General features: G+C 64.1%; 18 protein-coding genes. 3 read left to right on the top strand and 15 right to left on the bottom strand.

The window, feature by feature from the left end; all coding sequences use genetic code 11:
• Positions 1-311: 311 nt before the first annotated feature.
• From BH683_RS12310 to BH683_RS12280, 7 genes are all read right to left on the bottom strand, one after another.
• The gene (locus tag BH683_RS12310) at positions 312-1,577 is read right to left on the bottom strand and encodes an ABC transporter substrate-binding protein (RefSeq protein ID WP_084836551.1); all 1,266 of its coding nucleotides are present in this window, start codon (positions 1,575-1,577) and stop codon (positions 312-314) included.
• A gap of 118 nt (positions 1,578-1,695) precedes the next feature.
• A complete protein-coding gene (locus BH683_RS12305) occupies positions 1,696-2,430 on the bottom strand; it encodes an ATP-binding cassette domain-containing protein (protein WP_084836550.1) in 735 nt (244 codons plus the stop codon).
• A complete protein-coding gene (locus tag BH683_RS12300; protein WP_084836549.1) occupies positions 2,427-5,186 on the bottom strand; it encodes a branched-chain amino acid ABC transporter permease/ATP-binding protein in 2,760 nt (919 codons plus the stop codon). The genes BH683_RS12305 and BH683_RS12300 overlap by 4 nt, the downstream gene beginning before the upstream one ends.
• A gap of 448 nt (positions 5,187-5,634) precedes the next feature.
• Positions 5,635-6,546 (bottom strand): SDR family NAD(P)-dependent oxidoreductase, encoded by a 912-nt coding sequence (locus BH683_RS12295; protein WP_084836548.1) that lies wholly within the window; start codon positions 6,544-6,546, stop codon positions 5,635-5,637.
• 5 nt (positions 6,547-6,551) lie between these two features.
• Complete coding sequence (locus BH683_RS12290) at positions 6,552-7,742, bottom strand: acetyl-CoA hydrolase/transferase C-terminal domain-containing protein (protein ID WP_084836547.1); 1,191 nt, start codon at positions 7,740-7,742, stop codon at positions 6,552-6,554.
• The gene (locus BH683_RS12285) at positions 7,739-8,899 is read right to left on the bottom strand and encodes an acyl-CoA dehydrogenase family protein (protein WP_084836546.1); all 1,161 of its coding nucleotides are present in this window, start codon (positions 8,897-8,899) and stop codon (positions 7,739-7,741) included. Before BH683_RS12285 ends, BH683_RS12290 begins: the two co-directional genes overlap by 4 nt.
• Positions 8,900-8,930: 31 nt before the next feature.
• Positions 8,931-10,073, bottom strand: a complete 1,143-nt coding sequence (locus BH683_RS12280) for an acyl-CoA dehydrogenase family protein (protein WP_084836545.1) — start codon at positions 10,071-10,073, stop codon at positions 8,931-8,933.
• A 98-nt stretch (positions 10,074-10,171) separates the two neighbouring features.
• Here BH683_RS12280 and BH683_RS12275 point away from each other — a divergent pair, with 98 nt between their 5' ends.
• Positions 10,172-11,338 (top strand): acyl-CoA dehydrogenase family protein, encoded by a 1,167-nt coding sequence (locus tag BH683_RS12275; protein WP_084836544.1) that lies wholly within the window; start codon positions 10,172-10,174, stop codon positions 11,336-11,338.
• A gap of 11 nt (positions 11,339-11,349) precedes the next feature.
• Positions 11,350-12,309, top strand: a complete 960-nt coding sequence (locus tag BH683_RS12270) for an acyl-CoA dehydrogenase family protein (RefSeq protein ID WP_084836543.1) — start codon at positions 11,350-11,352, stop codon at positions 12,307-12,309.
• 71 nt (positions 12,310-12,380) lie between these two features.
• Here the strand turns inward: BH683_RS12270 and BH683_RS12265 are convergent, their stop codons facing one another.
• Together BH683_RS12265 and BH683_RS12260 are read right to left on the bottom strand one after the other, a co-directional pair.
• Entirely contained in the window at positions 12,381-13,508 is a 1,128-nt protein-coding gene (locus BH683_RS12265; protein ID WP_084836542.1) for an acyl-CoA dehydrogenase family protein, read from the bottom strand.
• Between the two features lie 73 nt (positions 13,509-13,581).
• Positions 13,582-14,385, bottom strand: coding sequence for an enoyl-CoA hydratase/isomerase family protein (locus BH683_RS12260; protein WP_084836541.1), 804 nt, complete (start codon positions 14,383-14,385; stop codon positions 13,582-13,584).
• 323 nt (positions 14,386-14,708) lie between these two features.
• On the opposite strand from BH683_RS12260, the gene BH683_RS12255 reads away from it, so the two are divergent.
• Positions 14,709-15,488 carry a GntR family transcriptional regulator gene (locus BH683_RS12255; protein ID WP_084836540.1) on the top strand — a complete coding sequence of 260 codons (780 nt, stop codon included), beginning with the start codon at positions 14,709-14,711 and terminating at the stop codon, positions 15,486-15,488.
• Here BH683_RS12255 and BH683_RS12250 read toward each other — a convergent pair.
• The 6 genes from BH683_RS12250 to BH683_RS12225 form a co-directional block, all read right to left on the bottom strand.
• On the bottom strand, positions 15,485-16,273 hold the full coding sequence (locus BH683_RS12250) for a GntR family transcriptional regulator (RefSeq protein WP_246833335.1): 789 nt from the start codon (positions 16,271-16,273) through the stop codon (positions 15,485-15,487). The genes BH683_RS12255 and BH683_RS12250 overlap by 4 nt on opposite strands.
• 33 nt (positions 16,274-16,306) lie before the next feature.
• The gene (locus BH683_RS12245) at positions 16,307-16,612 is read right to left on the bottom strand and encodes a hypothetical protein (RefSeq protein ID WP_084836539.1); all 306 of its coding nucleotides are present in this window, start codon (positions 16,610-16,612) and stop codon (positions 16,307-16,309) included.
• A 99-nt stretch (positions 16,613-16,711) separates the two neighbouring features.
• A complete protein-coding gene (locus BH683_RS12240) occupies positions 16,712-17,482 on the bottom strand; it encodes an SDR family NAD(P)-dependent oxidoreductase (protein WP_084836538.1) in 771 nt (256 codons plus the stop codon).
• An 84-nt stretch (positions 17,483-17,566) separates the two neighbouring features.
• A complete protein-coding gene (locus tag BH683_RS12235; protein WP_084836537.1) occupies positions 17,567-18,319 on the bottom strand; it encodes an enoyl-CoA hydratase-related protein in 753 nt (250 codons plus the stop codon).
• Positions 18,320-18,378: 59 nt separating this feature from the next.
• A complete protein-coding gene (locus BH683_RS12230) occupies positions 18,379-20,511 on the bottom strand; it encodes an acyl-CoA dehydrogenase (RefSeq protein ID WP_084836536.1) in 2,133 nt (710 codons plus the stop codon).
• Between the two features lie 9 nt (positions 20,512-20,520).
• On the bottom strand, positions 20,521-22,134 hold the full coding sequence (locus BH683_RS12225) for an AMP-binding protein (protein WP_084836535.1): 1,614 nt from the start codon (positions 22,132-22,134) through the stop codon (positions 20,521-20,523).
• Positions 22,135-22,243 lie beyond the last annotated feature (109 nt).

Genomic DNA, 22,243 nt, shown 5'->3' with positions numbered 1-22,243 from the left:
GGCCCGCCTCGCGAACATCGACGACCCGCCACCTGCAACCCTGGGTCGCGACGCCGGACCTCGGCCCCCCGATGCAGGAGACGACGATTCCCCCGGAGCGTTGTGACCGCGAGCGGTACATTCTTGGTATAGCCCACCCGAACGCTCAAGCTGCTCAACCCGACCTGGACGAGGCTCGCTTCACTCGCACGTCACTTACAAAGGGCTCTCGTGAAGTGCGCAGACACGTCGGCTCTCAGTTTGGTTGACAGCCGACGCCATGCGCACCGAAGTTGTATCGGCGCGCATGGCGTGGCTATTCACCGCCCCGCTCAGCTACCCGGGAGCTTGTAGAGCGCGGGATCGGCCGGAATACGTTGGAAGCCACTGAGGTTGCCGTCCTTGTCCGCAGTCGCCAGAATTCCGTCAGCGCTGCAGGTATTGGGTGAAAACGCGATCTGTTTCCCGTTGCACTGGAACATGATGCCGTTGGAATTCGGCAGTTCGGTTGGAGGTGCCGACTTGATGGCAGCCATGACACCGGCAGGTGTCACGTCGGCGATCTTCGCAGCGTTGAGCGCGTTGATCGCACCCAGCATCGGCGAGTATCCGTAGTTGGACATGGACGAGACCTTCGTTCCGTCACCGTATTTGTCAAGAACCGCGGTGAACAGCTTGACCGATTCGAGATCAGGGTTGAGGTCGGCGGAAGCCGAGACCTTGACCCCGTCATAACCTCCGGGGATGGCCGAGCTGCTCTGCGGTGAGATGCAGCGTTCGATGATCACGACCTTGGCCTGAGGAGACACGGTTTTGATCGCCTTGATCGCACTCGTGCAGAAATCGGTACTGCCGGCGATATGGTAAAGATCCGGGTCGGCTTCGGCTGCTGAGGCGATCTGCGGACTCATGTCAGCGGTACCCGGCGGGACGGCCGTGGTGTTGACCTCGAGCCCGGCGTTCCTGAACAACGTCTCGCCGACCTTCGCCGCACCCTGGGCAGCCGGGACGGCGATGACAACCTGATCAACCTTCTTGAGTCCTTCCTCTTTCGCCCATTCGGCCGGACCGCCGAACAACGACAGACTGTTGAAGAGGGAGAATACACCCGGTGTTGTCAGTCCGGCCTGCGTCGGCGCGGTCTGCATGATCAGCGGAATCTTCGCCGGGGCGAGAACGGAGATCACCGAATCGAGGACACCGATCGAACCGCCCAACACAGCCGAGACCTTCGCCGCGACCATCTGGTTCGCGCAATCGGTTGCCGTCGCCGGAACGCCGAGGGTCTCACAGACCTTCACCTCGATGGGGTGACCGCCGAGGCCGCCCAGGTAGTCGTTGGCATAGGCGGCTGCCGCCTGCGCGCCCTTAATCTCGTCGGTCGTGTTGATCGTCTGCCCGGCACCCTCACTGATGAAGCCGAAGGTCACCGGGGTCCCGGTGGCCTTGTTCGCAGTCCCCAGCGCCGATTGGTCAGCGGCTGTTGATGATCCCCCTCCGCCGCCGTCGTCGTCGGAACCACACGCGGCGAGACCCGCAACCAACACTCCTGCAAACAGGACCGAGGCGATTTGCCGCCGGCGTCCATGGAACTTCATTTCTTCTCCTTTGGGTTTGACCCAGTCGATGGCTGCGAACGTACGGTGATGACTGGGTCGGCGAAAACGAACTGATCGCTTGCCTGGACGATGCACAGGGGCTGCGGCTCAACCGCGCTCATACCGAGGTGGTCTCCCCCAGATATGCCGTTTCCAGCAGCGCCGGGTCGGCCGCGAGTTCACCTGCGGGACCCCGCAGGTGAACGTCGCCGTGCACCACGACGATGGCCTGGTCGGCAACACTCAGGGCGAGGCTGACGTGTTGTTCGACCAGGACCACCACCGCGTTGGTCTCGTCGGCGATACGCCGGACCAAAGGCAACAGGTCCTCGACGATGACCGGCGCCAGTCCCATGCTCATCTCGTCGATGAGCAGGACCCTGGGATTCTGCACGAGTGCGCGTGCCACGGCCAGCATCTGCTGTTCGCCGCCCGACAACGAACCCGCCGCGACCTTGAGACGCTTTGTCAACGAAGGGAACAGGTCCATCGCGCCATCGACGTCGAGACCACCGGACTTGTTGGCGATGGTCAGGTTCTCTTTGACGGTCAGGGTAGTGAACAGCGCACGATCATCCGGCACCAACACCAGATTTGCCTTGTTCGCCGACGCGGGTCTGCCGCTGGGCAGCGCTCGTCCGCCGACCGACACCCCACCCGCGAGCCGTGGCAACAGGCCCGCCAATGTCGCGAGCAGAGTTGTCTTACCGGCACCGTTGGGGCCGAGCAACGCCAGCACCTCGCCCTGCCTGAGCGCGAGATCGAAATCACGCAGGACTGCCACCGACCCGTGACCTACGGTCAGGCCCTTGCACTCGAGGGCGTACCCCGGTGTCGACGTGGTGTCTGTCATGACGTGATCTCCTCTGCGTGGGCATTGCCCAGGTAGGCCTCGGCCACGGAGCGGTCGTTTCGCACCTCGTCCGGAGTCCCGGACACGATCACCTTGCCGAAGTTGAGTACGTGGATGCGGTCACAGAGACCGAGCACAAATCCCATGTCGTGATCGACGAGCAGGATACTGACGCCGCTGTCCCGAACTGCCCGCAATTGCTCTGCCAACCAACGGCTCTCAGATGTATCCAGGCCACCGGCGGGTTCGTCGAGCAACAACGCGGTCGGAGAGCCGACGAGTGCACGGGCGATCGAAACCAGTTGGCGCTGGCCTTGCGACAACTCGGATGCCGGCCGGTCCCGCACCGGATCCAGACCGAGCAGAGCGAACACAGCGTCGACTCTCGCCTCGTCGTTCATCTCCGAGACGCGGCCGTCGGCGGAACTCGCAGCCGTCAGTCCCACCTTGATGTTTTCGAGAACGCTCAGGTCGTCGTACAGCTCGATCGCCTGGAACGTCCGGCCGAGTCCGGCACGAATCCGTTTGTGGGGCACCAGCTTGTCGATCGACTTGCTGTTGAGCACCACATCGCCGCTGTGTGGGGCGAATCCGCTGATCGCGTCGATCAGAGTGGTCTTGCCCGCGCCGTTGGGTCCGATCAGACCGACAACCGTGCCCTTGCCGACCGAGAACGACACATTGTCCACCGCGACGACGCCGCCGTACCGCACCGACACGTTCCGCAGCTCGAGCACCGGAGGAGCGTCGGGATCGACGGCCGGACGCTCGCGCGCCTGCACGTCGATCGCGGCGGCGGCGCCCGTCGCCGTGTCGTCGGGAGCCGTCGACCGGCTCCGCCACCTGGCTATCAGGGCGTGCACCGGCCCCACCACGCCCTCCGGGTTGAAGATCACGGTGAGTACCAGCAGCAGACTCGCCACCACCGGGTACCAGCCACTGACGGTGAACGCTTCGTCGATCACGATGATCAGCAATCCGCCTGCGGCGGTGATACCTGCGAGGTTGCCTCCGGATACCGATGTGGCTCCCGCAAGATACACCGCGCCGAAGAGGATCAGGCCGTTGAGCGCGGAGAACGAGTCGAAGGTGACCGATTGCTGCTGATAGGCCAGTAACGAACCACCGAGTCCGGCAATGAACGCGGCGATCGCGAACGCTGCGATCTTGATGACCGTCACGTTGACGCCCGCGGCAGCGGCCGAACGTTCGTTGGCCCTCACCGCCAGCATCTGTGCCCCGAGCTTGCTACGTCGAAGGACGGCGACCCCGATACCGACGGAAATCAGGACGATGAGGCACAAGACCCCGAACCGCAGTCGTGGATACTCCAGCCCCGCACCGATTCCCAGGTCCCACCCGAAGATCTTCGGGGCCGGCACCGCCTGACCCGCGGACCCGACGAAGTCGCTGTTACGGAACCACACGGCCTCCACCGCGTAGGCCATGGCGAGTGTGACCACCGCGACGGTGAGGCCTCGTATTCGCAATGCCGGCAGCCCGATGATGACACCGAGCACAGCAGCGATGAGCGCCGCGAGCAGAGGAGCGATCGGGAAAGGTATGTGGAGGTCGGAGGTGAGCGGCCCTACCGTGAAGCCCGCGACGCCGGCGATCGTCAATTGCGCCAACGACACCTGGCCGGCATATCCGGTGACGACCACGGTCGAGAGCGCAACGATCGCCATGATCAAACTGACGATGAGTCCGGTGCGAAACCGGTCTTCCAGGAGAACAAGTCCCAGCAGCGCGATGACTCCGAACACGATCGTGGTCCAGACCAGGTGCTCGGGTCGCGGCGCCCTGCCGAGGTTGCGCTCGATGACCGCCCCACGAGAGGGCAAAGGCTGAGCCCGGACCACGAGCAGCACCAGGATGATGATCAGTGGTACCAGTTCCGGCAGACCCGCCGACGGTAGCCAGTCGAACTTGGCAGCCAAGTTCTGCGCTTCGGACTGGAACATGCCGATGACGAGTCCGGCAACGGCTGCCACCACGATGAACTGGAATCGTGCCGCGATCGCCGCCGCCAAGGCGGGGACGATGAAGAGTGTGTACGCCACCGGCACCAGCGGAACGATGGGGGCGATGAGGATGCCAGCCAGACCAGCAACGGCCGAGCTGATCATCCAGTTGTAGATCGCCACCCGGTCCGGAGAGATACCACTGAGGTAGGCACCACGCTCGCTCTCGGCAGCGGCCCGCGTCGCCAGACCGAACTTGGTGAACCGGAAGACAGCGGCGAGTAACACCGCGACGACGATCACGGTGATGGCGAAGTATATGCGGTCAGAGGACACGCGGAAGTCACCTGCGGACCACACCTCCGTGGGGAAGATCGGGTCGACCGCGATGGGCGTGGTGCCGATCATCTGTGCGACCAGACCGCTGATGAGGAGCGAAATACCCAACGCTGCAACTGCCTTTGCGACGGGCGGTGCGGTGCGCAGGGGCCGGAACACGATCACATACAGGAGTAGTCCGAGGATCGCGGCCATCGCGAGGGCGATCACCATCGCCGGCCACAGGCTCATCGAATCGCCGATGTCGACCGTGACGGGGAATCCCGGAACAAGGATCAGCAGCTCACCCTGCCGCAGGTACGCATAGGCATACGCGGTGTAGAGGGCGATCGAACCGGTTGCGAAGTTCAGGACGCCTGAACTCCGGTAGGTCATCACAACTGCGAGGGCGAGGGCGCCGAACACAGCCCCATTGCCGAGACCGAGCAAGAGAAATACGAGGTGTTGCGTCATCAGGGTGACGATCCTTGTCATCGAAATCGGTCGAGTATCGCTTGACGATAGGACAGCAACCACACCGGTGTTCACGTTTTGAAAAAGTACGAACAGTTGTTTCATCTAACTGTTTAGCAACCCGCAACCAAATGCTGGCGAGATTGCTGAGGAACACCTCATGAGCCGGCGAAGTGCCTGGCCCTACCGTTCGACGGGCGTGGTTTCCTATACGATTGCGTCTAATCCTCTGCCTGTATTGGGAAGCGTGTTTTGGGACGGCTGCTGCGGGTCGCAGGCGGGCGATCCGGGAGGTTGTTCTCGCGGCGTACGGGCGCGGGAGGGAACCGACGACGCGGCGACGGTCCGTACCCAGCGGCGCAGCCCAGCCGTCCACCGGGCCGAAACCCCCGTTGACCGTTTCGGCCCGGTCAGCGGGGACTTCGGCCCGGTTGGCGAATTGCTCGCGTCAGTTGGTGACCAATTGGGCGACGAACCCGTCCGGTGCCGTGCCGTAGAGTAAGCGTGCGGCCTGGGTCAATTCGCCGCTATCGAGTTTGCCTCCGGCGCGGGCGCGATACCTCTCCGGCTTCTGGTTCCAGCCGATCATCCGGATCAACAGGTCTCCGTCGACCCGCAGGATCTGTCCGGTCAGCCAGGCGGCCTCGTCGGAAGCGAGCCACGCGACCACCGGCGAGCTCTGTCCGGGATCCAGGCTTGGATCATTGGCCTTCTCACCGGTGAAGACATCGGCGGACAACCGGGTCGCGGCCACCGGCGAAATCGCGTTGGCGGTGACGTTGTAACGCTCCATCTCCAGTGCAGTTGTCAGCGTGAGACCGACGATCGCGGCTTTGGCCGCGCTGTAGGCCGCCTGTCCCGCATTGCCTTTGAGCCCCGCGCCCGAGGTCGTGTTGATGATTCTGCCTCGGACGTCTGCGCCGGCCTTCGATTCGTTCCGCCAGTAATCGCAGGCGTGTTTGGTTACTGCGAAGGTACCTTTGAGATGTACCGAGACAACGGCATCCCAGTCTTCCTCGGTCATTCGGGTGATCAGCTTGTCGCGAACGATTCCGGCGTTGTTGACAACGATGTCGAGGCGGCCGAACTCGGCAACCGCCTGGGCGATGAGAGCGTCGCTGTCGGTCCAGCTGGTGACCGATCCTTTGTTGGCAACCGCTTTGCCGCCAGCCTCGACGATCTCACGAGCAACCTGGTCGGCCGGGCTCTCGCCTGAATCGGTGCCGTCGCGGGACACACCCGGATCGTTGACAACAACCGTTGCACCGTGCCGGGCCAATTCGAGGCAGTGCGCCCGCCCGATTCCGCGTCCGCCGCCGGTGACGATGGCGACCTTGCCGTCGAGCCGTACTTCTCCCATGAGTTCTACCTTTCGACTGCTTGTTTGCGAACGCCGGCCTCGCCCCACAGATCCGCCAAGGCCGCGGTTCGTTCGGTCCGGTCCAGGCCTCGCAGGTCGACCGAACCTCGCTCGGTGACCACGATCCCGACGTCATGTGCCGGAGTGCTCACCGGACGCGACAGTGACGAGACGAGAGTTGATGCGCCGTTGTGGGTGGTCGAGACGGCGATGATGCTGACACCGCCAACGGTGGTCGCCGCTGCTGCGGCGTAGTCACCGTGGCCGCCGATACCGCCGAACACTGCGGTCGCCGTACCTTCGACGTTGATCTGACCGTGCACGTCCACTTCGACGGCGGTGTTCACCGCGACAAACGGATCGGCCGACAGTCTGCTGACGTCGTGGGTGTACTCGACCGGATGCAGGACCGGACGGCCCTCTGCCCACTCGCGCAGTCGGGGTCCTCCGGCGAGATAGGTCGTCACGGGTTCGCCGAGCAACAGGCCACGGTTGTCGAGGTCGACAACCTCATCGGGCAGCAGGCCCGAATCGATGCGCACCGGGACCGTCAGGGTGCTGAGCAGAAGCGACCCCAGCGACCCCGGGCCGACCTGTAGTCGAGTGCCCTCCGGGATGAGTGGCAGTAATCTCGCGGCCAGTCGTTCGGTGATCGGATCGGTGCGGGCGCCGGGCATATCGCCCGGCGGTTGGTCGGTGCTCCCGACGATGACGACCTGGTCGGCGGGCAACAACGCGCCTGCAGCACACATCGGCGCCGCCGACGACGTGATCGCCGCGACTCTCGCGCCTGCGTCCACCGCAGCCTTCTGCCACGAGATCTCATTGGCGAACGTGTGCCCACCGCCGGTCGCAACCACGGTGGCGACCAACACATCGGGCCGAATTACGTTGTGTATCAACGCCGGAACCTGCGACAACCGAATCGGCACAAAGTGGGCGAGTCCGGCGGCCACCGCCTTGCGCAGTCCCCAGCCCGGCATCACCGTGCGCACGTCGGCGAACGCGGTGAGATCGAGTCCGCGGGGCTCTGCCGGCATCCAGCCCAGCAACAGCCGAACACCACCGACTGCGCGGGCGGCCTCGGACAGTTCTTCGAACACCACCTGTGGTGTGCCGAATCCGTCGCCCACAGCGACGGTGCACCCGCTGCGCAGGAGGGTTCCGAGGACACGGTCGTCGGACGAATGCGTCACCGTGCGGGCTCTCGGGGCAGCCCGAGCACCCGCTCCGACAATATGTTTCGCTGGATCTCGCTGGTCCCACCCAGGATGGTCTGTGCCCGGCCGACCAACATCCGGTGCACGATCGGTGACAGCTCCGGGTCGACGGTCGCATCCATGCCCAGTACGTCGGTGGCCACATCTCCGAGATCGCGATGGACCTCCGAGGCCATCAGCTTGAGGACCGACATCGTCGGTGAGTTCGCCCCGTCTCCGGTGGAGATCGCCCGCAGCCAGGTGGCCCGCAGGATCCACACCCGGCTCCACAGCTGGACGAACTTGTCCGCCAGTAGGTCATCGAGTCGGCCCTTGTCGGTTGCGGCTTCGATCAGTTCATCGAGCGCGGCGAACATACCAACGGCCTGCGATCCCAAACTCAGTCGCTCTTGGCCGAGCGTCGCGGTGGCCACCCGCCACCCTTCGCCGACCTGACCCAGGAGGTGTTCGGGACCCAGTCGCACGTCCGACAAGAAGACCTCATTGAACTTCTTCTCGCCGTCCATCTGCTCGAGGGGCCGGACCAGGATGCCGGGCAGGACCATCGGGACGATGAACGCGGTCAGACCCTTGTAGCGCTCGTCACCGGTACGTGCGAGCAGTAATCCGAACTGCGCCGCTTTGGCGGCACTGGTCCAGACCTTCTGGCCCTCCACGATCCAGCCCCCGTCCCCCGGGCGCACCCGTGTTCGCACCGACGCGAGGTCCGAGCCTGCACCCGGCTCGGAGAACAGCTGACACCACAGATGCTCACCCGAGACGATGGGAGGCAGGTACTTCGCCTTTTGTTCCGCCGTGCCGAACTGCATGATGACCGGTCCGGCCAGGTTGGGCCCGACGATTCCGAGCTGAGTCGGTACACCCGCCTTCGCCGCTTCCTCGGCAAAGATCGCCTGCTCCATCGCAGTGGCCTCGCGCCCACCGAACTCGGTCGGCCAGTGCAGGCACGCGTAACCGGCTTGAGCAAGGGTCTGATGCCACTGCCGTCCCGGCGCGACGTCTGCCGCGTCCGGGGTGCCGCCGTATGCCCGCAGACCTTCAGGACGCGGAGCGGTCGCTAACCACGACTGCACCTCGTACCGGAAGTCTTCGCCTTCTCCACCGTCTTGACCCAGCGGCGACTTCGAACTCATAACTTCCCCTCGTCCATTCAGCTCTCGGTGCCTAGAAGCCCATCGACCGACCGATGAGGTCTTTCATGATTTCGGTGGTACCGCCGTAGAGACGCTGTACCCGCGAGTCGCGCCACAGTCGCGCCACCTCGTACTCGTTGATGTACCCGTAGCCACCGTGCAGTTGAAGGCAGCGGTCCAGGATTTCCCACTGGAGCTCGGTGCTCCACCACTTGAGCCCGGCGGCCTCTTCCGCGGACAGCTCGCCGGCGTTGGCCGCCATCACACACTGGTCGAGGTAGCTCTGCGCCACGTTCAGTTTGGTCTTCATCTCGGCGAGGAAGTGGCGGTTGACCTGAAACTTACCGATCTCGGTACCGAAGGCCTTGCGGTTCGCCGCGTAGTCGACCGTCAGATCGAAGGCTCGCCGTGCCATCGGCACGGCATAGGTTGCTATGCCCACCCGCTCGGCGGGCAGGTTACCCATCAGGTGATAGAAGCCACGGTTCTCTTCGCCCAGCAGGTTCTCCACCGGAACCTCGACGTTGTCGAAGAACAGTTCGGCGGTGTCCGCCGAGTGTTGCCCGATCTTGTCGAGTTTGCGCCCGCGCGAGAAGCCCTCCCTCGTTGCCTCGACAACGATGAGGCTCAGTCCTTTACGGCCCGCTGACGGATCGGTTTTGCAGGCCACCATGATGAGGTCAGACGACAGTCCGTTGCTGATGAACGTCTTCGAACCGTTGATGACATAGCTGTCTCCGACCCGCTTTGCCGTGGTCTTGATGCCCGCCACATCGGATCCCGCGGCAGGCTCAGACATGGCGATCGAGGTGATGTATTCGCCGGACACGTACTTCGGGAGCCAACGCTTTTTCTGTTCGTCATTGGTGAGACCGACGAGGTAGGAGGCCATGATGTCGTTCTGCACGCCCAGGCCGATCCCGACCGCGCCCGTTCCGAACATCTCCTCGCTGAGGATCTGGTTGTACCGGTAGTCTTTGATGCCCAGGCCGCCGTACTCTTCGGGTGCCTCCCACCCGATCAATCCTTGTTCGCCTGCCCGAAGCCATGCTTCGCGACTGACGCGTCCCTCACGTTCCCACTGTTCGGTGTACGGAACGCACTCCTTTTCGAAAAATGTTCTCGCAGTTGCGCGAAACTGTTCATGCTCATCTTCGAGATGGTGGCGGCGCATCGATGGGTCCTCCAGATCGGCTGTTGCGAATATACTACAATAATACAACTATTAACCCTGTTACCCCGAGACCCATCAACACCGACAGGTGAGGACAGATGACCAGCACAACGGCACCCCGTGGTGACGACCGGAAGAGTCTCTCGGCCTATCGCGCGGCGCTGAGAGAATTTCTCGAATCCGACACCGCCCTGGACGAGTGGCGTGGACGCCACTATCCGACGGTTCCGGCCGAGCTCCAGCACCATGCCCAGCTCATGAAACTGCTTTATACCGGTGGCTGGAACAGGTACGGCTGGCCCGTGTCCGCCGGTGGCCTCGGCGGTGACGAACGACATCGAGCGGTCCTCTACGACGAACTCAGTGCGCACGGCTTGCCAGTCCCGGGTCAGCATTTGGTGATGGAGACCCTCGGACCGCCGACGGTACGGTTCGCGCCCGAGGTCGCACGTACGCTCTTCCCGGGCTTTCTCGGCGGCACCGAATGGTGGGGACAGGGATTCTCCGAACCGGAGGCGGGAAGCGACCTCGCCTCCCTGCGGTGCCGGGCCACCCGAGAGGGCGACGACTACATCGTCAACGGCCAGAAGCTGTGGACCAGTTACGGCGCCACCGCACGCCGACTCGTGTGCCTCGTGCGCACGGGCACCACCGAGAGCCGGCATCGCGGTCTGAGTATGTTGCTGATCGACGTGGACACCCCCGGCCTGCAGACCCGACCGATCGCGCTGGCGAGTGGTCGCGAAGAATTGGCGGAAGTCTTCTTCGATTCCGTCCGGGTTCCGGCGAGTCGGCTCATCGGCGAGCACGACCAGGGCTGGGCGGTGGCGATGTACTTGTTGCAATTCGAGCGGGGGATGTACGCCTGGCTCACCTCCACCGTGCTCCTGCAACGTCTGAACACGCTGCGGAATCAACTGCACGACCGCGGAATTCGCCGCGATGGCTCTGCCGTTCGACTCGGCAACGTCTACCTCGACATCGTCGCCTTGCGGGCCCGCAGTGCCCAGACCGTGCAGCGACTCGCCGAAGGCGAAACGATCGGCCCCGAAGCCAGCACCGACAAGATCCTGCTGGGTACCGCGGAGCAGGCGCTCTACGACGCAGCCCGCGATCTGCTCGGACCACTGATCGACATCGGCACCGGACCCGATCTCGACACCTGGCGCGACGAGTGGTGGTACAGCCGCGCCGCCACGATCCTCGGCGGTTCGGCAGAAGTGCAGCGCGGAATCATCGCCGACCGCGTCCTGAAGCTGCCGTGAAAGGAACTCAGATGGACAACGAGACCAGAACGCTCCTTGCCGGCTCGCTCAAGGAGATGTTCGAGGGTGAGGGAGTCGACATCGAGGCGGCTCTGGCCGAACTGGGCTGGGACGACGTCATCGATACCTACCCTGCCGCCACCGAACTCCTGTTCGCCGAACACGGACGAGCGCTGGCACATTCACGATCACTGGACGCCGTGATCGTGCGCGGCCTGGCGGATGTCCTGCCCGCGCCCCGGGGCATGCGCGCGGTCGTATATCCGTTGCCGTCACCCTCAGCCGGCCTGACCAGTGACGAGAACTCGATCGACGGAGTTGTGCTGACGGGCTTGGACGACGTCGACGAGCTGATCGTGCCCGTGTCCACGACGCACGGCACGGGCGTCGTCGTGGTACCGGTTGCCGACGTCGAGTCCGAACCCGTCGGCAGTATCGAAGCCGACTCGACCATGGTGCGAGTGCGCGGCAACCGTGTCCCCACCGTCACCGCCGACGCGAGCGCGGACTGGGATAGAGCGGTCGCCTCGGGACGACGCGCACTGGCCGCCGAGATCATCGGAGCCTGCGGCGCGGCCCTGCAACTCGCAATCGAACACACCAGTTCACGCAATCAGTTCGGTCAGCCGATCTCGCGTTTCCAGGCCGTTCGCCACCGACTCTCCGAGGCTCACGTCGCCATTGCTGCGGCGCAGGGCATGCTGGACGCGGCCTGGGCCGACCTGGATCCCGACACCGCCACCGTCGCCAAGGCGCTGGCGGGGCGGGCCCAGGCGATCGCCACCCGGACGGTCCTCCAGGTGTGCGGGGCGGTCGGGATCTCCGCCGAACACCCGATGCACCGTTTTGTCGAACGAGCGGCCGTCCTCGACGCGCTGCTCACACCGCATCTGATCATGGTGGAGCAACTGGGATCGTCCCTGCTGGCAGGCGCGCCGATCTTGCACGTCACCGAAATCGACACGGCATAGCGTCGATAGAGGCAAACGACAGGGCCGGAAGGGTATTCACTCTTCCGGCCCTACTCGTGGTTCGGTCCCGCTCAGCGGGCAGGTAACAACCCGACCCGCTCACCCAGCAAGCGCCGATGGTGTGAAGGTCCCCCGAAAAGCACTTCACTGCTTCGAGCCCTCTTGAAGTACAGGTGCGCCGGATGCTCCCAGGTGAAACCGATGCCGCCGTGCAGCTGGATCGTCTCACTCGCACATCTGCTGTAGGCCTCCGAGCACACGGACTTGCTCAAATCGGCCAACGCGGACACCCCCGGATCACCGTCGGCGTCGGCCGCAGCTGCCAGCCGCGCAGTCGATTTCGCTGATTCGAGAGCGACCAGCATGTCGGCGCACTTGTGTTTGACCGCTTGAAAGGATCCGATCGGGCGCCCGAACTGAGTGCGTTCTTGCGCATACCTCACAGACATGTCCAGCACTCGCTCGATACCCCCCACCTGCTCGTTCGCCAGGGCGATCGCGGCGACATCGAGCATCCGGGCGACCGCCGCCCAGCCCTCGCCGTCGATGCCCACCAACCGGCCGCGGGCACCGTCGAACGTCAGCGTTGCCTGCCGGCGCGTGCGATCGAGCGTCGGCAGTGGCGTTCTGGTGACCGCCGGATCCGCCGCGTCGACCAGGAACAGACTGATGCCGGAATCGGTACGTCCGACCACCAGGATCACATCGGCGATGTGACCGTCGAGTACGTGAGTCTTGGTCCCGTGCAAGGTGTATCCGGAACCATCGGCACGCGCTGAGAGCGTGACGCCCTCGGGTTCCCAGCTCTCTTTGTCCTCGGTCAGCGCGACCGTGCCGATCGTGGCACCGGAGGCGATCGCCGGAAGATACCGGGCGGCGGCATCGTTGTCGCCGGCTGCGCCGAGCGCGGTGGCGAACATGACAACGCTGCTGAGATACGGGCCGCAGTAGAGAGCCCGCCCCATCTCGGTCATCACGACACCGATCTCTTCGCTGCCGTAACCGTCACCGCCGAATTGCTCGGGGATCGCCAGCCCGAACAACCCCATCTGCTCGGCCATCTGGTCCCACAGTTCCCGGTCGTAACCCTCGGCGCTCTCCATGCTCTTTCGCACGGCCGCTTCGGGCGACTTGTCAGCGAACAGCGCGTTCACTGCCGCGCCGAGTTGTTCCTGCTCCTCGGTCAATACCCCGCGCATGTGGCTCCTTCTGGTGGGCGACGGCAAGGTCGATCATTTGTGAATCTGGTGGTGCAGACGAAGCTGCCGACAGTCAGCTGCGGCTTGCGGCCGGTGCCGCGTTGTTGCTGCGTTCGACGAACTTGTTCACGATCGCCTGGTGTTCGGGCTGATCGAAGGAGACGTACTCCTCGGTGAGGGCGTAGTCGAGAACTCCGGCGATTGCGCGCTTGATGTGCAGGTTGAGCGCACGCTTGGTCGACTGGATCGCCTGCGGCGGCTGCGCAGCCAGCTGCTTCGCCAGAGCCAGTGCCTCGGTCTGCAGGTCCGCGTCATCGACCAGCCGATTGGCCAGCCCCAGCGATACCGCCGTTTCGGCGGGAATCCTAGCGCTGGTGTAGAGATACTCCTTCGCCCGCAACATGCCCATCAGCAGTGGCCAGGTCGGCGCTCCACCGTCGGCAGCGGTCAGACCGATACCGACGTGCGGGTCGGCCAGAAATGCGCTGCTGCCGATCAGCACGATGTCGCTGCAGACCGCGAGGTTGCACCCCAGCCCGACTGCGGGCCCGTTGACCGCAGCGACCACCGGAAGCGGGAAATCGACCATGGCGGTCACCAATTCGCGCGCGCCGTCGATCTCCCCGCGCCGTTTGACCGGATCCGTCTGCAACGACTGGAGATGGTGCATGTCGCCTCCGGCACTGAAAGCGCGCCCAGCGCCGGTCAAGACGACAGAACGGGCATCGGGATCCTTGGCGATACGTCCCCACACCGCGATCAACGCGCCGTGCAGGGCTTTGTTGGCGGAGTTGAGAGCCTCAGGCCTGTTGAGCGTCACCATACGTACGCCGCCGTCACTCTCGACCAGGAGTTCTGGTCCCAGGTCCGAATACATGTGGCCTCTATTCTGTATCGACTATTCGCTGGACGGCACGGCCGGGGAGAAGCCCCATCTCTGCCGTGGCGAGTTCGCAAAGCACCACCGACCCGTTGCCGGCATGCACTCCACCCTACCAATCAGATAATTGATTGCACTAGTAGCGCCCCGAATATTTGCGGTCCCGGCACTCTCTCGGGGATGTAGTCGGACCTCTGATGAAGTCCGCCGGCGCAATCAGTGCCATCGAGTCTTTCATCGCACATCGGCGGGGCACTCGGTCACAATGCAGTGAATAGGTACTATGAGTTCACTTGAATCACGTCTAACGAAGAGGATTGATGGCTGCGACGCAGAGAGCAAGGCCGACAGGTACGCCTCAGACTGTCCGCGTCCCGAAGGCCGGTGAGATGGTCGCCGCCCAGCTCCGTCGGCAGGTCGTCACGGGCGAACTGACCGAAGGCGCCAGTCTCCCATCCGAAACCGCATTGATGGAACAGTTCGGGGTGTCCCGGCCCACACTGCGCGAAGCGTTCCGGATCTTGGAGTCAGAGCAGATCATCCGTATCCGGCGGGGTGCCCACGGTGGCGCGTACGTGCTGGTGCCCGATCCCGCAGCCGCTGCCAGGTACGCCGGCACACTGTTGCAGTACCGTGGCACCACCCTTGCAGATGTGTATGAGGCACGAGCGCGTCTGGAGTCGGCCGGTGTCGGAATCCTCGCCAACAAGCGAACCGCCGCGGACCTGCGACGCATCGATGCCTGCCTGGCCGAAGGCCAGAGCCTTCTCAGCGACCCGGTCGCCTTCGCCGAACAACATCTGCTGGCGTTTCCCCAATTATTGATGGAACTGGCCGGAAACCAGACCATGGCAGTTCTGTCAGAGATGCTATTCGCGATCGTTGAGAGTCACAACACCAGCTACATCAGGCAACACCGGGATGATGCGGATGTAGACGCAGGCATTCGCACCACCTTCCGGTCGCACCAAAAGGTCGCCGCCTTGATTCGAGACAAGCAGAGCGAGAAAGCGACGGCGCACTGGCGCAAGCACGTCAACCGAATCAGTGAACTGATGATCACCGATCCCACCGAGGCCGTACTGGACGTGTTGTCCTAGTCGAAGAGATCGGACACTGTCATGGCTGCGTTCTCCCCCAGCAAGTAGCCCATCGACTCGTCGAGGTGCCGCCTCCAGAGGGATTCGGCCCCGCTGATATCGCGCGCCACAATGTGGTCGTACAAGCGGCGATGCGTTCGCACTGCGGCCGCACGAGCCTGTTCTTCAGTGATTTCTGCGTCGGCGTGTAGAGACACGTTGCCCAGGTCGATGATGTCCTGCAACATCTCACTGAGGAGCAACAACGTGCCGTTCCCAGCGCGCTGGATGACCAGCGTGTGGAATTCGCCGTGCAGCATGATCGCCAGGCGCGAATCCTCCTCCTCGGCGGCAGCATGCCGGTTGAGGCTGTCGAGCAGGGCCGCGAGATCAGCCCGAGTGCGGGTACGAGCCAGCTCGCCCACTCCGGGCACTTCGAGTGCAACGCGGGCTTCATAGACATCCCGAAGCGTGACGCCACGGTATTCGAGCATGAAACTCGCATACTTGGCAGCGACCCGACGGCTCGGTGTGTGCACCCGCGCGCCGCCATGGGCTCCTCGACGGACGCTGATCAGCGATTCGGACTCCAGCACCCGAAAAGCTTCTCGGAGGGTCGGACGCGAAACCCCGTAACGCGTCATCAGTTCCGACTCGGAAGGCAGAGCGTCACCCTCCTGGAGTTCGCCCCGGATGATCTGACGCCGCAGCTGCGCGACAACCAATTCGGCCATCTTCGGCACCCGCACCGTGACGACGGAGCCGCCACCTGCACCCCTGGCGCTGCGTCCACTCGTCGATGGCACTTGGCTACCCCTTCATCGAGTCGCGTGTGTGAATCAGTCGCTGGCAGGAAGGGGTTTGGCCTCTTTCCTGGCCAGCGTTGTCGCCCCCAGACTCAGATCTGCCGAGCCAGCTTTGGTGACGAGGACCTCGAGTTGGGCATCCGACGAACAGGTGTAGCGCTTCCCGATCTGCGTTCCGGCGCCGGTTTCCGACGTCAGACCCTCGGCCGGGGTTTGCGACACCTCGATCATCGGCTGGCCGCCACACGTGAGAACTTCGTCTCCGGCAGGTGGCTTGATGACAACGACCTCGGTGGTGTCGATCTGACTCCGCAGCCGGGCTCCCGCCTTCAACGCCATGATGTGCCCTACGTCGCTCTCGGTGCGCTACAAATATAGCGCAATGATTATTCTGATTGTACAGTGTACAGCCTAGCCGATACTGGTCTACCGTGGCCTCTATCGCGGTCCGAACCGCTGAGCCCCGTCCAGGCGAATGGTCTCCCCGTTGAGGTACGGATTCTCCAGGATGTGGTGCACGAGCGAGGCATATTCTGCGGGAAGTCCGAGACGTTTCGGATTGGGTATGTTCGCGGCGAACTTGGCGAGCGCCTCGTCACCCACCGATTCCATGATCGGTGTTCGCATGGTGCCCGGGGCGACGGTCACTACCCGTATTCCGAGTGAGCTCAGATCGCGAGCAGCCACCAGCGTCAGACCCACCACGCCGGCTTTCGACGCGGCGTACGCTGATTGGCCGATCTGGCCTTCGAAGGCTGCAATGCTCGCTGTTGTGACGATCGCGCCGCGCTGGCCGTCGGCGTCGGGCTCGTTCTGCGCGATCGCTGCGGCCGCGAGACGCAGGACGTTATAGGTGCCGGTCAGGTACAGATCGACTGTCTTGGTGAACCCCGCGAGAGGCGCGGGACTGCCGTCGCGCTGCACAACTTTTTCCGCCACTCCGAAGCCGCCATGTGCAACCACCGCGTAGCGAAGGGTGCCCAGCGCCTTCGCCGCTTCGACGGTCTCGAGCACACTCGCCTCGGAGGTGACGTCGGTACGTACGTACTTGACCTTCCGACCAAGGTCTTCGGCCAGCTTCTCCGCCTTATCGTCGGCGAGGTCGGCGATGACCACCGATGCGCCGGCTTCGGCCAGCTCCCGCACGGTGGCCTCACCGAGGCCTCCGGCTCCTCCTGTCACAATGGCAACGCTGTCTGCAAGCTTCATGTCAACCTCCGGCGATATGTCGATTACGTCTGAAAATCAGATGATCTGAAATGGCATTCACCCGTCGAAAGACGGAATCACGGTCTACTTCCCAGTCCAGCGGGGCTTTCGCTTCTCGGCGAAAGCGACTGCGCCTTCCTTGGCGTCCGCACTGATGAAGGCCGGCGCGGATGCCTCGGCGATCTGTGCCGCGGACATTCCCGCCGCCTCGGTCACCATGAGCTGCTTGGTAATTCGAAGTGCGAGCGGTCCGTTCTCGGCGATGGTGGCCGCCAGGGCGATTGCCTCGTCTAGTACCTCGGTGCCCGGGACCACCCGGTTGACCAGTCCGAGTTCGAGTACCCGCTGCGCCGAGACGATCTCGCCGGTGAGTCCGAGTTCGAGGGCGAGAGCCAGCGGGATCCGTCGCGGCAGGCGCGTGCCGCCACCGGCGGCCACCAGCCCTCGTTTGACCTCGGGCAGACCGAACTTCGCGTGATCGGCGACCACGGCGAGGTCGCAGGCCAGCAACAGCTCGAATCCACCGGCGACCGCAGCGCCCCCTGCAGCGCAGATGATCGGCTTTGGATACACCCGATCGGTGAAGACCTCGAGGCCCGGTCGCGACTTGTCGACCATCTGACCGCCGGCCGCAAACGCACGCAGATCCATTCCCGCACAGAAGGATCGGTCACCGGCACCGGTGAGGACCACGGCCCCTACCGAATCGTCGGCCTCGGCCGCGACAAGCGCTTCGCCGATCCCGGCCATCGTCTCGGCATCAAGGGCGTTGCGCACTTCGGGACGATTGATAGTGATCACCAGGACGGCATCACGCTGATCGATCAGAACACTCACTGCCGGTACTCCATCATCGGTTTCTCTTCTTTCTCCGGCGCGAAAACCGCCCCGGGACGTCACATCTTTTCGCGCGGCAGACCGAGAACTCGCTCGGCGATCTGATTCCGGACGACCTCAGACGTTCCCCCGGCGATGGTGAGTCCGCGCACGAACAACACACCTTCATGCACATCCGCGGTGCCTCCAAGAGCCCATTCCGCACCGCCCACCTGCAGAAGCAGATCAGCGACCCGCTGCTGGTGTTCGCCGGCCAACAGCTTTGTCACGTTACCTTCGGGTCCCGGACCGGCGCCGGACACCGCACGTGCTGCCAGACGCAAAGACAGCATACGCATGGCCTGCCGTTCGGCAACCAGGTGGCCGACCCTGCTTAACAATTCTGTGTCAGTTACCTTTTCGGCGCCGGCGACAGCCTGGACCGCCACATCGAGGTCGACGAACTCTGCTACACCGCCACCGATCGTCACACGCTCGTTGCCCAGCGTGGCCCGGGCGACCTTCCACCCTTGGTCGACGGCGCCGACGACATCTGCATCCGGGACGAAGACGTTGTCGAGAAAGACCTCGTTGAAGGTGGCATCGCCGGTGATGTCACGCAGCGGCCGGATCTCGACCCCGTCGGATTCGAGGTCGATGACCAGCATCGAAACGCCGGCATGTTTCGGAGCGTCCTTGTTGGTGCGTACGGTCGCGAGTCCGCGGTTGCAGTTCTGCGCGTCGCTGGTCCAGACCTTCTGGCCGGTAACCAGCCAGCCACCTTCTGTGCGCACTCCCCGGGTACTGATCGCCGCCGCATCCGATCCCGCGCCGGGTTCGCTGAACAACTGACACCACCTGATGTCGCCGTCGAGTGACGACCAGATCCAGCGGTCGATCTGCTCGTCTGTTCCCTGCTGGAGCAGTGTCGGAACGATCCAGTTGCCGATGCCGAGATCGAGCTTCGGGATCACGGCCAGCTCCTCCTCGATGACGAGTTGCTCGACTGGTCCCGCCGAACGACCATATGGCGCGGGCCAATGGGAAAACGCAAACCCGGATCGCGCGAGCAGTGACACCCGCTCACCCGCAGGTGTGGTCAGATACTGATCTCGGAACGCCCGCGCACCGCGCCGAAATGTGTCGGCGTCCTCCGGGAGCTCGAGACTCGGTGGGCGGTGTACCCCATCGATCGCCAGCCGTGCCACCTGACGAGCGGCATCGTGACCGAAGACCGCTCGCAGCACATAGGCCCGGCGAAGGAGCAGGTGGGCGTCGTGTTCCCACGTGAAACCGACCCCACCGTGTACCTGGATGTTGCGCTGCGCCGATACTGCGAAGGCGCCGATGGCCTGGTCTGCGGCAACCGCGGCGGCAAACCTGCCTTCGGCCGAGTCCAGATCTGCCCGCGACGCATCCCAGGCAGCAGCCGTTGCTATCTCGGTGTCCACGAACATGTTCGCGCACAAGTGCTTGACGGCCTGGAAGCTCCCGATGGTGCGACCGAACTGCGACCGTGTCATGGCATAGGCAACCGCGGCCTCCGTACAAGCGCGGGCGCCGCCAGCGGCCTCGGCGGCGGAAAACGCCTGTGCCACCGCGAGGAGAGTGGCACACGCGCCCGGCAGGACTGCCAGTGGGGTTGCAGCGGAACACGACACGCGCGCCGACGGGCGCGTCCCATCCATCCCGACCACGACCTCGACCTCGACTCCACGTCCCCGCCGGACCAACACCACGTCGGCTTCGGACCGGAGGACAAAGACCTCGGCCGACCCGCCACCGAGCAGGGCACCGCCGGCACCACCGACCGCACCGTCGGCGTCAACCGTGATGTCGCCACCGAGCCCGATGGCGGCAGTGACTTCACCGGCAGAGAGCTCTGGGAGCAGCGCGGTGCGCTGGTCCTCGGACCCCGCCAGTCGGATCAGCTCGGAGGCGATCACCGTCGGGAGAAAGTCGCCTGGCGCAACGGCACGGCCGAGTTCTTCGAGTACAACCGCGAGTTCCGCGGTTCCGAAACCCTGTCCGCCGTACTGCTCCGGGATGTGCAACCCCAACCAGCCAAGGGAGACCAGATCTTTCCAGAACGGCACTGTGGTGCATCCGGTATCGGTCGTCGTCCTGGCTGCGCCGATGGCACCTCTGTCGGACAAGACCTTGCGCACCGATTCAGCGAGTTCGATGTGTTCGGTGCTGATGGGCAATCCCATGCGGGACTCCTAGCTGGTCGATGTTTCCATTTTGGTCAGGAGTTGTTGCCGGAGAGCCGGTTTGGCAAGCTTGCCAACACCCGATCTGGGCATGCTGGAGACGACCTCCACCTGCTCGGGAATCTTCTGTTTCATGATTCCCGCCTTGGAGAGGAAGTCCGCGATGTCGGCCAGTGACGGTGCCTGCTGTCCCGATGCCACGGTGAGAACCGCGCACACCCGTTCTCCACGATCGATGTCGGGGAGGCCGATCACGGCGACCTCGTCGATCGCCTGGTGTTGAGACAGCAGCGATTCGATCTCGAGCGGCGAGATGTTCTCGCCCTTGCGGATGATGACGTCTTTGAGCCGACCGGTGACCTCGATGCAGCCGCTGGACCGAATTCGGCCACGGTCGCCCGTCCGGTACCAGCCGTCCGCGGTGAACGCGTCGGCATCCAACGCCGGATCGGTGTATCCACGGCAGACGGTGACGCCACGGACTTCGACGTCGCCTTCGGCTCCCGGCGAGACGGGTACGCCGTTCTCCATGATCCGCACTTCGACGCCCGGGACGGGACGGCCGTCGGATTCGGCGAGGACGTCGTCCGAATCCAGGGGCGAGGCGACGCCGATCATCGGACACTCCGTCATCCCGTAGTCGTGCGCAACCGGGATACCGAGCTCGCTGCGTACCGCGGCGAACACTGCCGGAGGACATGGCGCACCACCGCCTTTGAGAAGCCGGAGGTCGGGGAGAACCCGGGTACCGGGTTCGGCCTCTCGTTGCTGAGCGACCAGCATGGTGTAGAAAACAGTGCTGCCACCGGACAACGTGACCCGGTGACGGCGGAAGATCTCCGTGGCGGTGTCCGGCCGAAAGACCTCGATCAGCACCGAGGCGAACCCGGAGAGCAACATTGACGAGAGATAGACGACGCCACCGACGTGCGTGATCGGGAACGGGATCGACCCGACTTCGTCGGGCAACTCTCCGAGCCGGCCGTTCAGGACAAAACCCCGCGCGGCAGCCAAGATGGAGGAGTCGGTGTGCTGAACTCCTTTGGGAGTGCCACTGGTGCCCGAGGTGAAATAAATCCATCGGACCTCCTCCGGGCTTTCCGGGGGCGGGGCAAGCGATTGCACCTCACCGGACTCGGGTAGATCACGCGGGAGGGCGATGATCTCGGGGGACCCCTGGCGGTCCTCGCGCAATTGTTGGAGGCTGTCGTAGGCCAGACCGGGCCAATCCTGCGGGACCAGAACAAAATCCACCCTTGAAGTCCTCAGCGCGGCAACGGTCTCACGTTCCCCGAACAGCGGTATCACCGGGGCCTGAACTGCGCCGATGCGCGCAAGCGCGGCAATCAACAGGGCACTGCCGATGCGCGTCGGCAGCTGCCAGGCAACGCGGGATCCGGGCGTGATGCCCTGTTCGGCCAGGGACGCCGCGATCCGTTCGGACCGATCGCGGTACTCGGCAAAGGTCACCTTTGTGCCGTCGTCGCCGATCAGCAGGACACCGTCGGGAGTTGTGTCGGCGCGGCCGGCGACCACCCCCCAAAAGGTTTCTGCGGGCTGCAGTCGGGCTGCGAAGTCCGTCAGGGATCCGTATTGCGCTCTGCTCGATGTCGCGGCGACCACAGCAGTGTCCTTTCCGGGGAGGGAGACAGATTCGTCAGGGCACGCGACCGGCCGGAACAACCGACGGCAGGCACCGATATACAGGCCATACAGTACAATGATTTGGAGA

Source organism: Williamsia sp. 1138, assembly GCF_002095435.2.
In the GTDB taxonomy this organism is placed as follows: Bacteria; Actinomycetota; Actinomycetes; order Mycobacteriales; family Mycobacteriaceae; genus Williamsia.
The sequence above is the reverse complement of the archived record's forward strand: the minus strand, read 5'-3'. Positions and strand labels throughout refer to the sequence as shown.

Excerpts from the sequence above, each read along its gene's own strand:
- BH683_RS12240 (WP_084836538.1), bottom strand. The coding sequence starts at position 17,482 with ATGAAGCTTGCAGACAGCGTTGCCATTGTGACAGGAGGAGCCGGAGGC.
- BH683_RS12295 (WP_084836548.1), bottom strand. The coding sequence starts at position 6,546 with ATGGGAGAAGTACGGCTCGACGGCAAGGTCGCCATCGTCACCGGCGGC.
- BH683_RS12260 (WP_084836541.1), bottom strand. The coding sequence starts at position 14,385 with ATGTATTCGGACCTGGGACCAGAACTCCTGGTCGAGAGTGACGGCGGC.
- BH683_RS12310 (WP_084836551.1), bottom strand. The coding sequence starts at position 1,577 with ATGAAGTTCCATGGACGCCGGCGGCAAATCGCCTCGGTCCTGTTTGCA.
- BH683_RS12305 (WP_084836550.1), bottom strand. The coding sequence starts at position 2,430 with ATGACAGACACCACGTCGACACCGGGGTACGCCCTCGAGTGCAAGGGC.
- BH683_RS12285 (WP_084836546.1), bottom strand. The coding sequence starts at position 8,899 with ATGAGTTCGAAGTCGCCGCTGGGTCAAGACGGTGGAGAAGGCGAAGAC.
- BH683_RS12300 (WP_084836549.1), bottom strand. The coding sequence starts at position 5,186 with ATGACGCAACACCTCGTATTTCTCTTGCTCGGTCTCGGCAATGGGGCT.
- BH683_RS12275 (WP_084836544.1), top strand. The coding sequence starts at position 10,172 with ATGACCAGCACAACGGCACCCCGTGGTGACGACCGGAAGAGTCTCTCG.
- BH683_RS12255 (WP_084836540.1), top strand. The coding sequence starts at position 14,709 with ATGGCTGCGACGCAGAGAGCAAGGCCGACAGGTACGCCTCAGACTGTC.
- BH683_RS12270 (WP_084836543.1), top strand. The coding sequence starts at position 11,350 with ATGGACAACGAGACCAGAACGCTCCTTGCCGGCTCGCTCAAGGAGATG.
- BH683_RS12230 (WP_084836536.1), bottom strand. The coding sequence starts at position 20,511 with ATGGGATTGCCCATCAGCACCGAACACATCGAACTCGCTGAATCGGTG.
- BH683_RS12265 (WP_084836542.1), bottom strand. The coding sequence starts at position 13,508 with ATGCGCGGGGTATTGACCGAGGAGCAGGAACAACTCGGCGCGGCAGTG.
- BH683_RS12245 (WP_084836539.1), bottom strand. The coding sequence starts at position 16,612 with ATGGCGTTGAAGGCGGGAGCCCGGCTGCGGAGTCAGATCGACACCACC.
- BH683_RS12280 (WP_084836545.1), bottom strand. The coding sequence starts at position 10,073 with ATGCGCCGCCACCATCTCGAAGATGAGCATGAACAGTTTCGCGCAACT.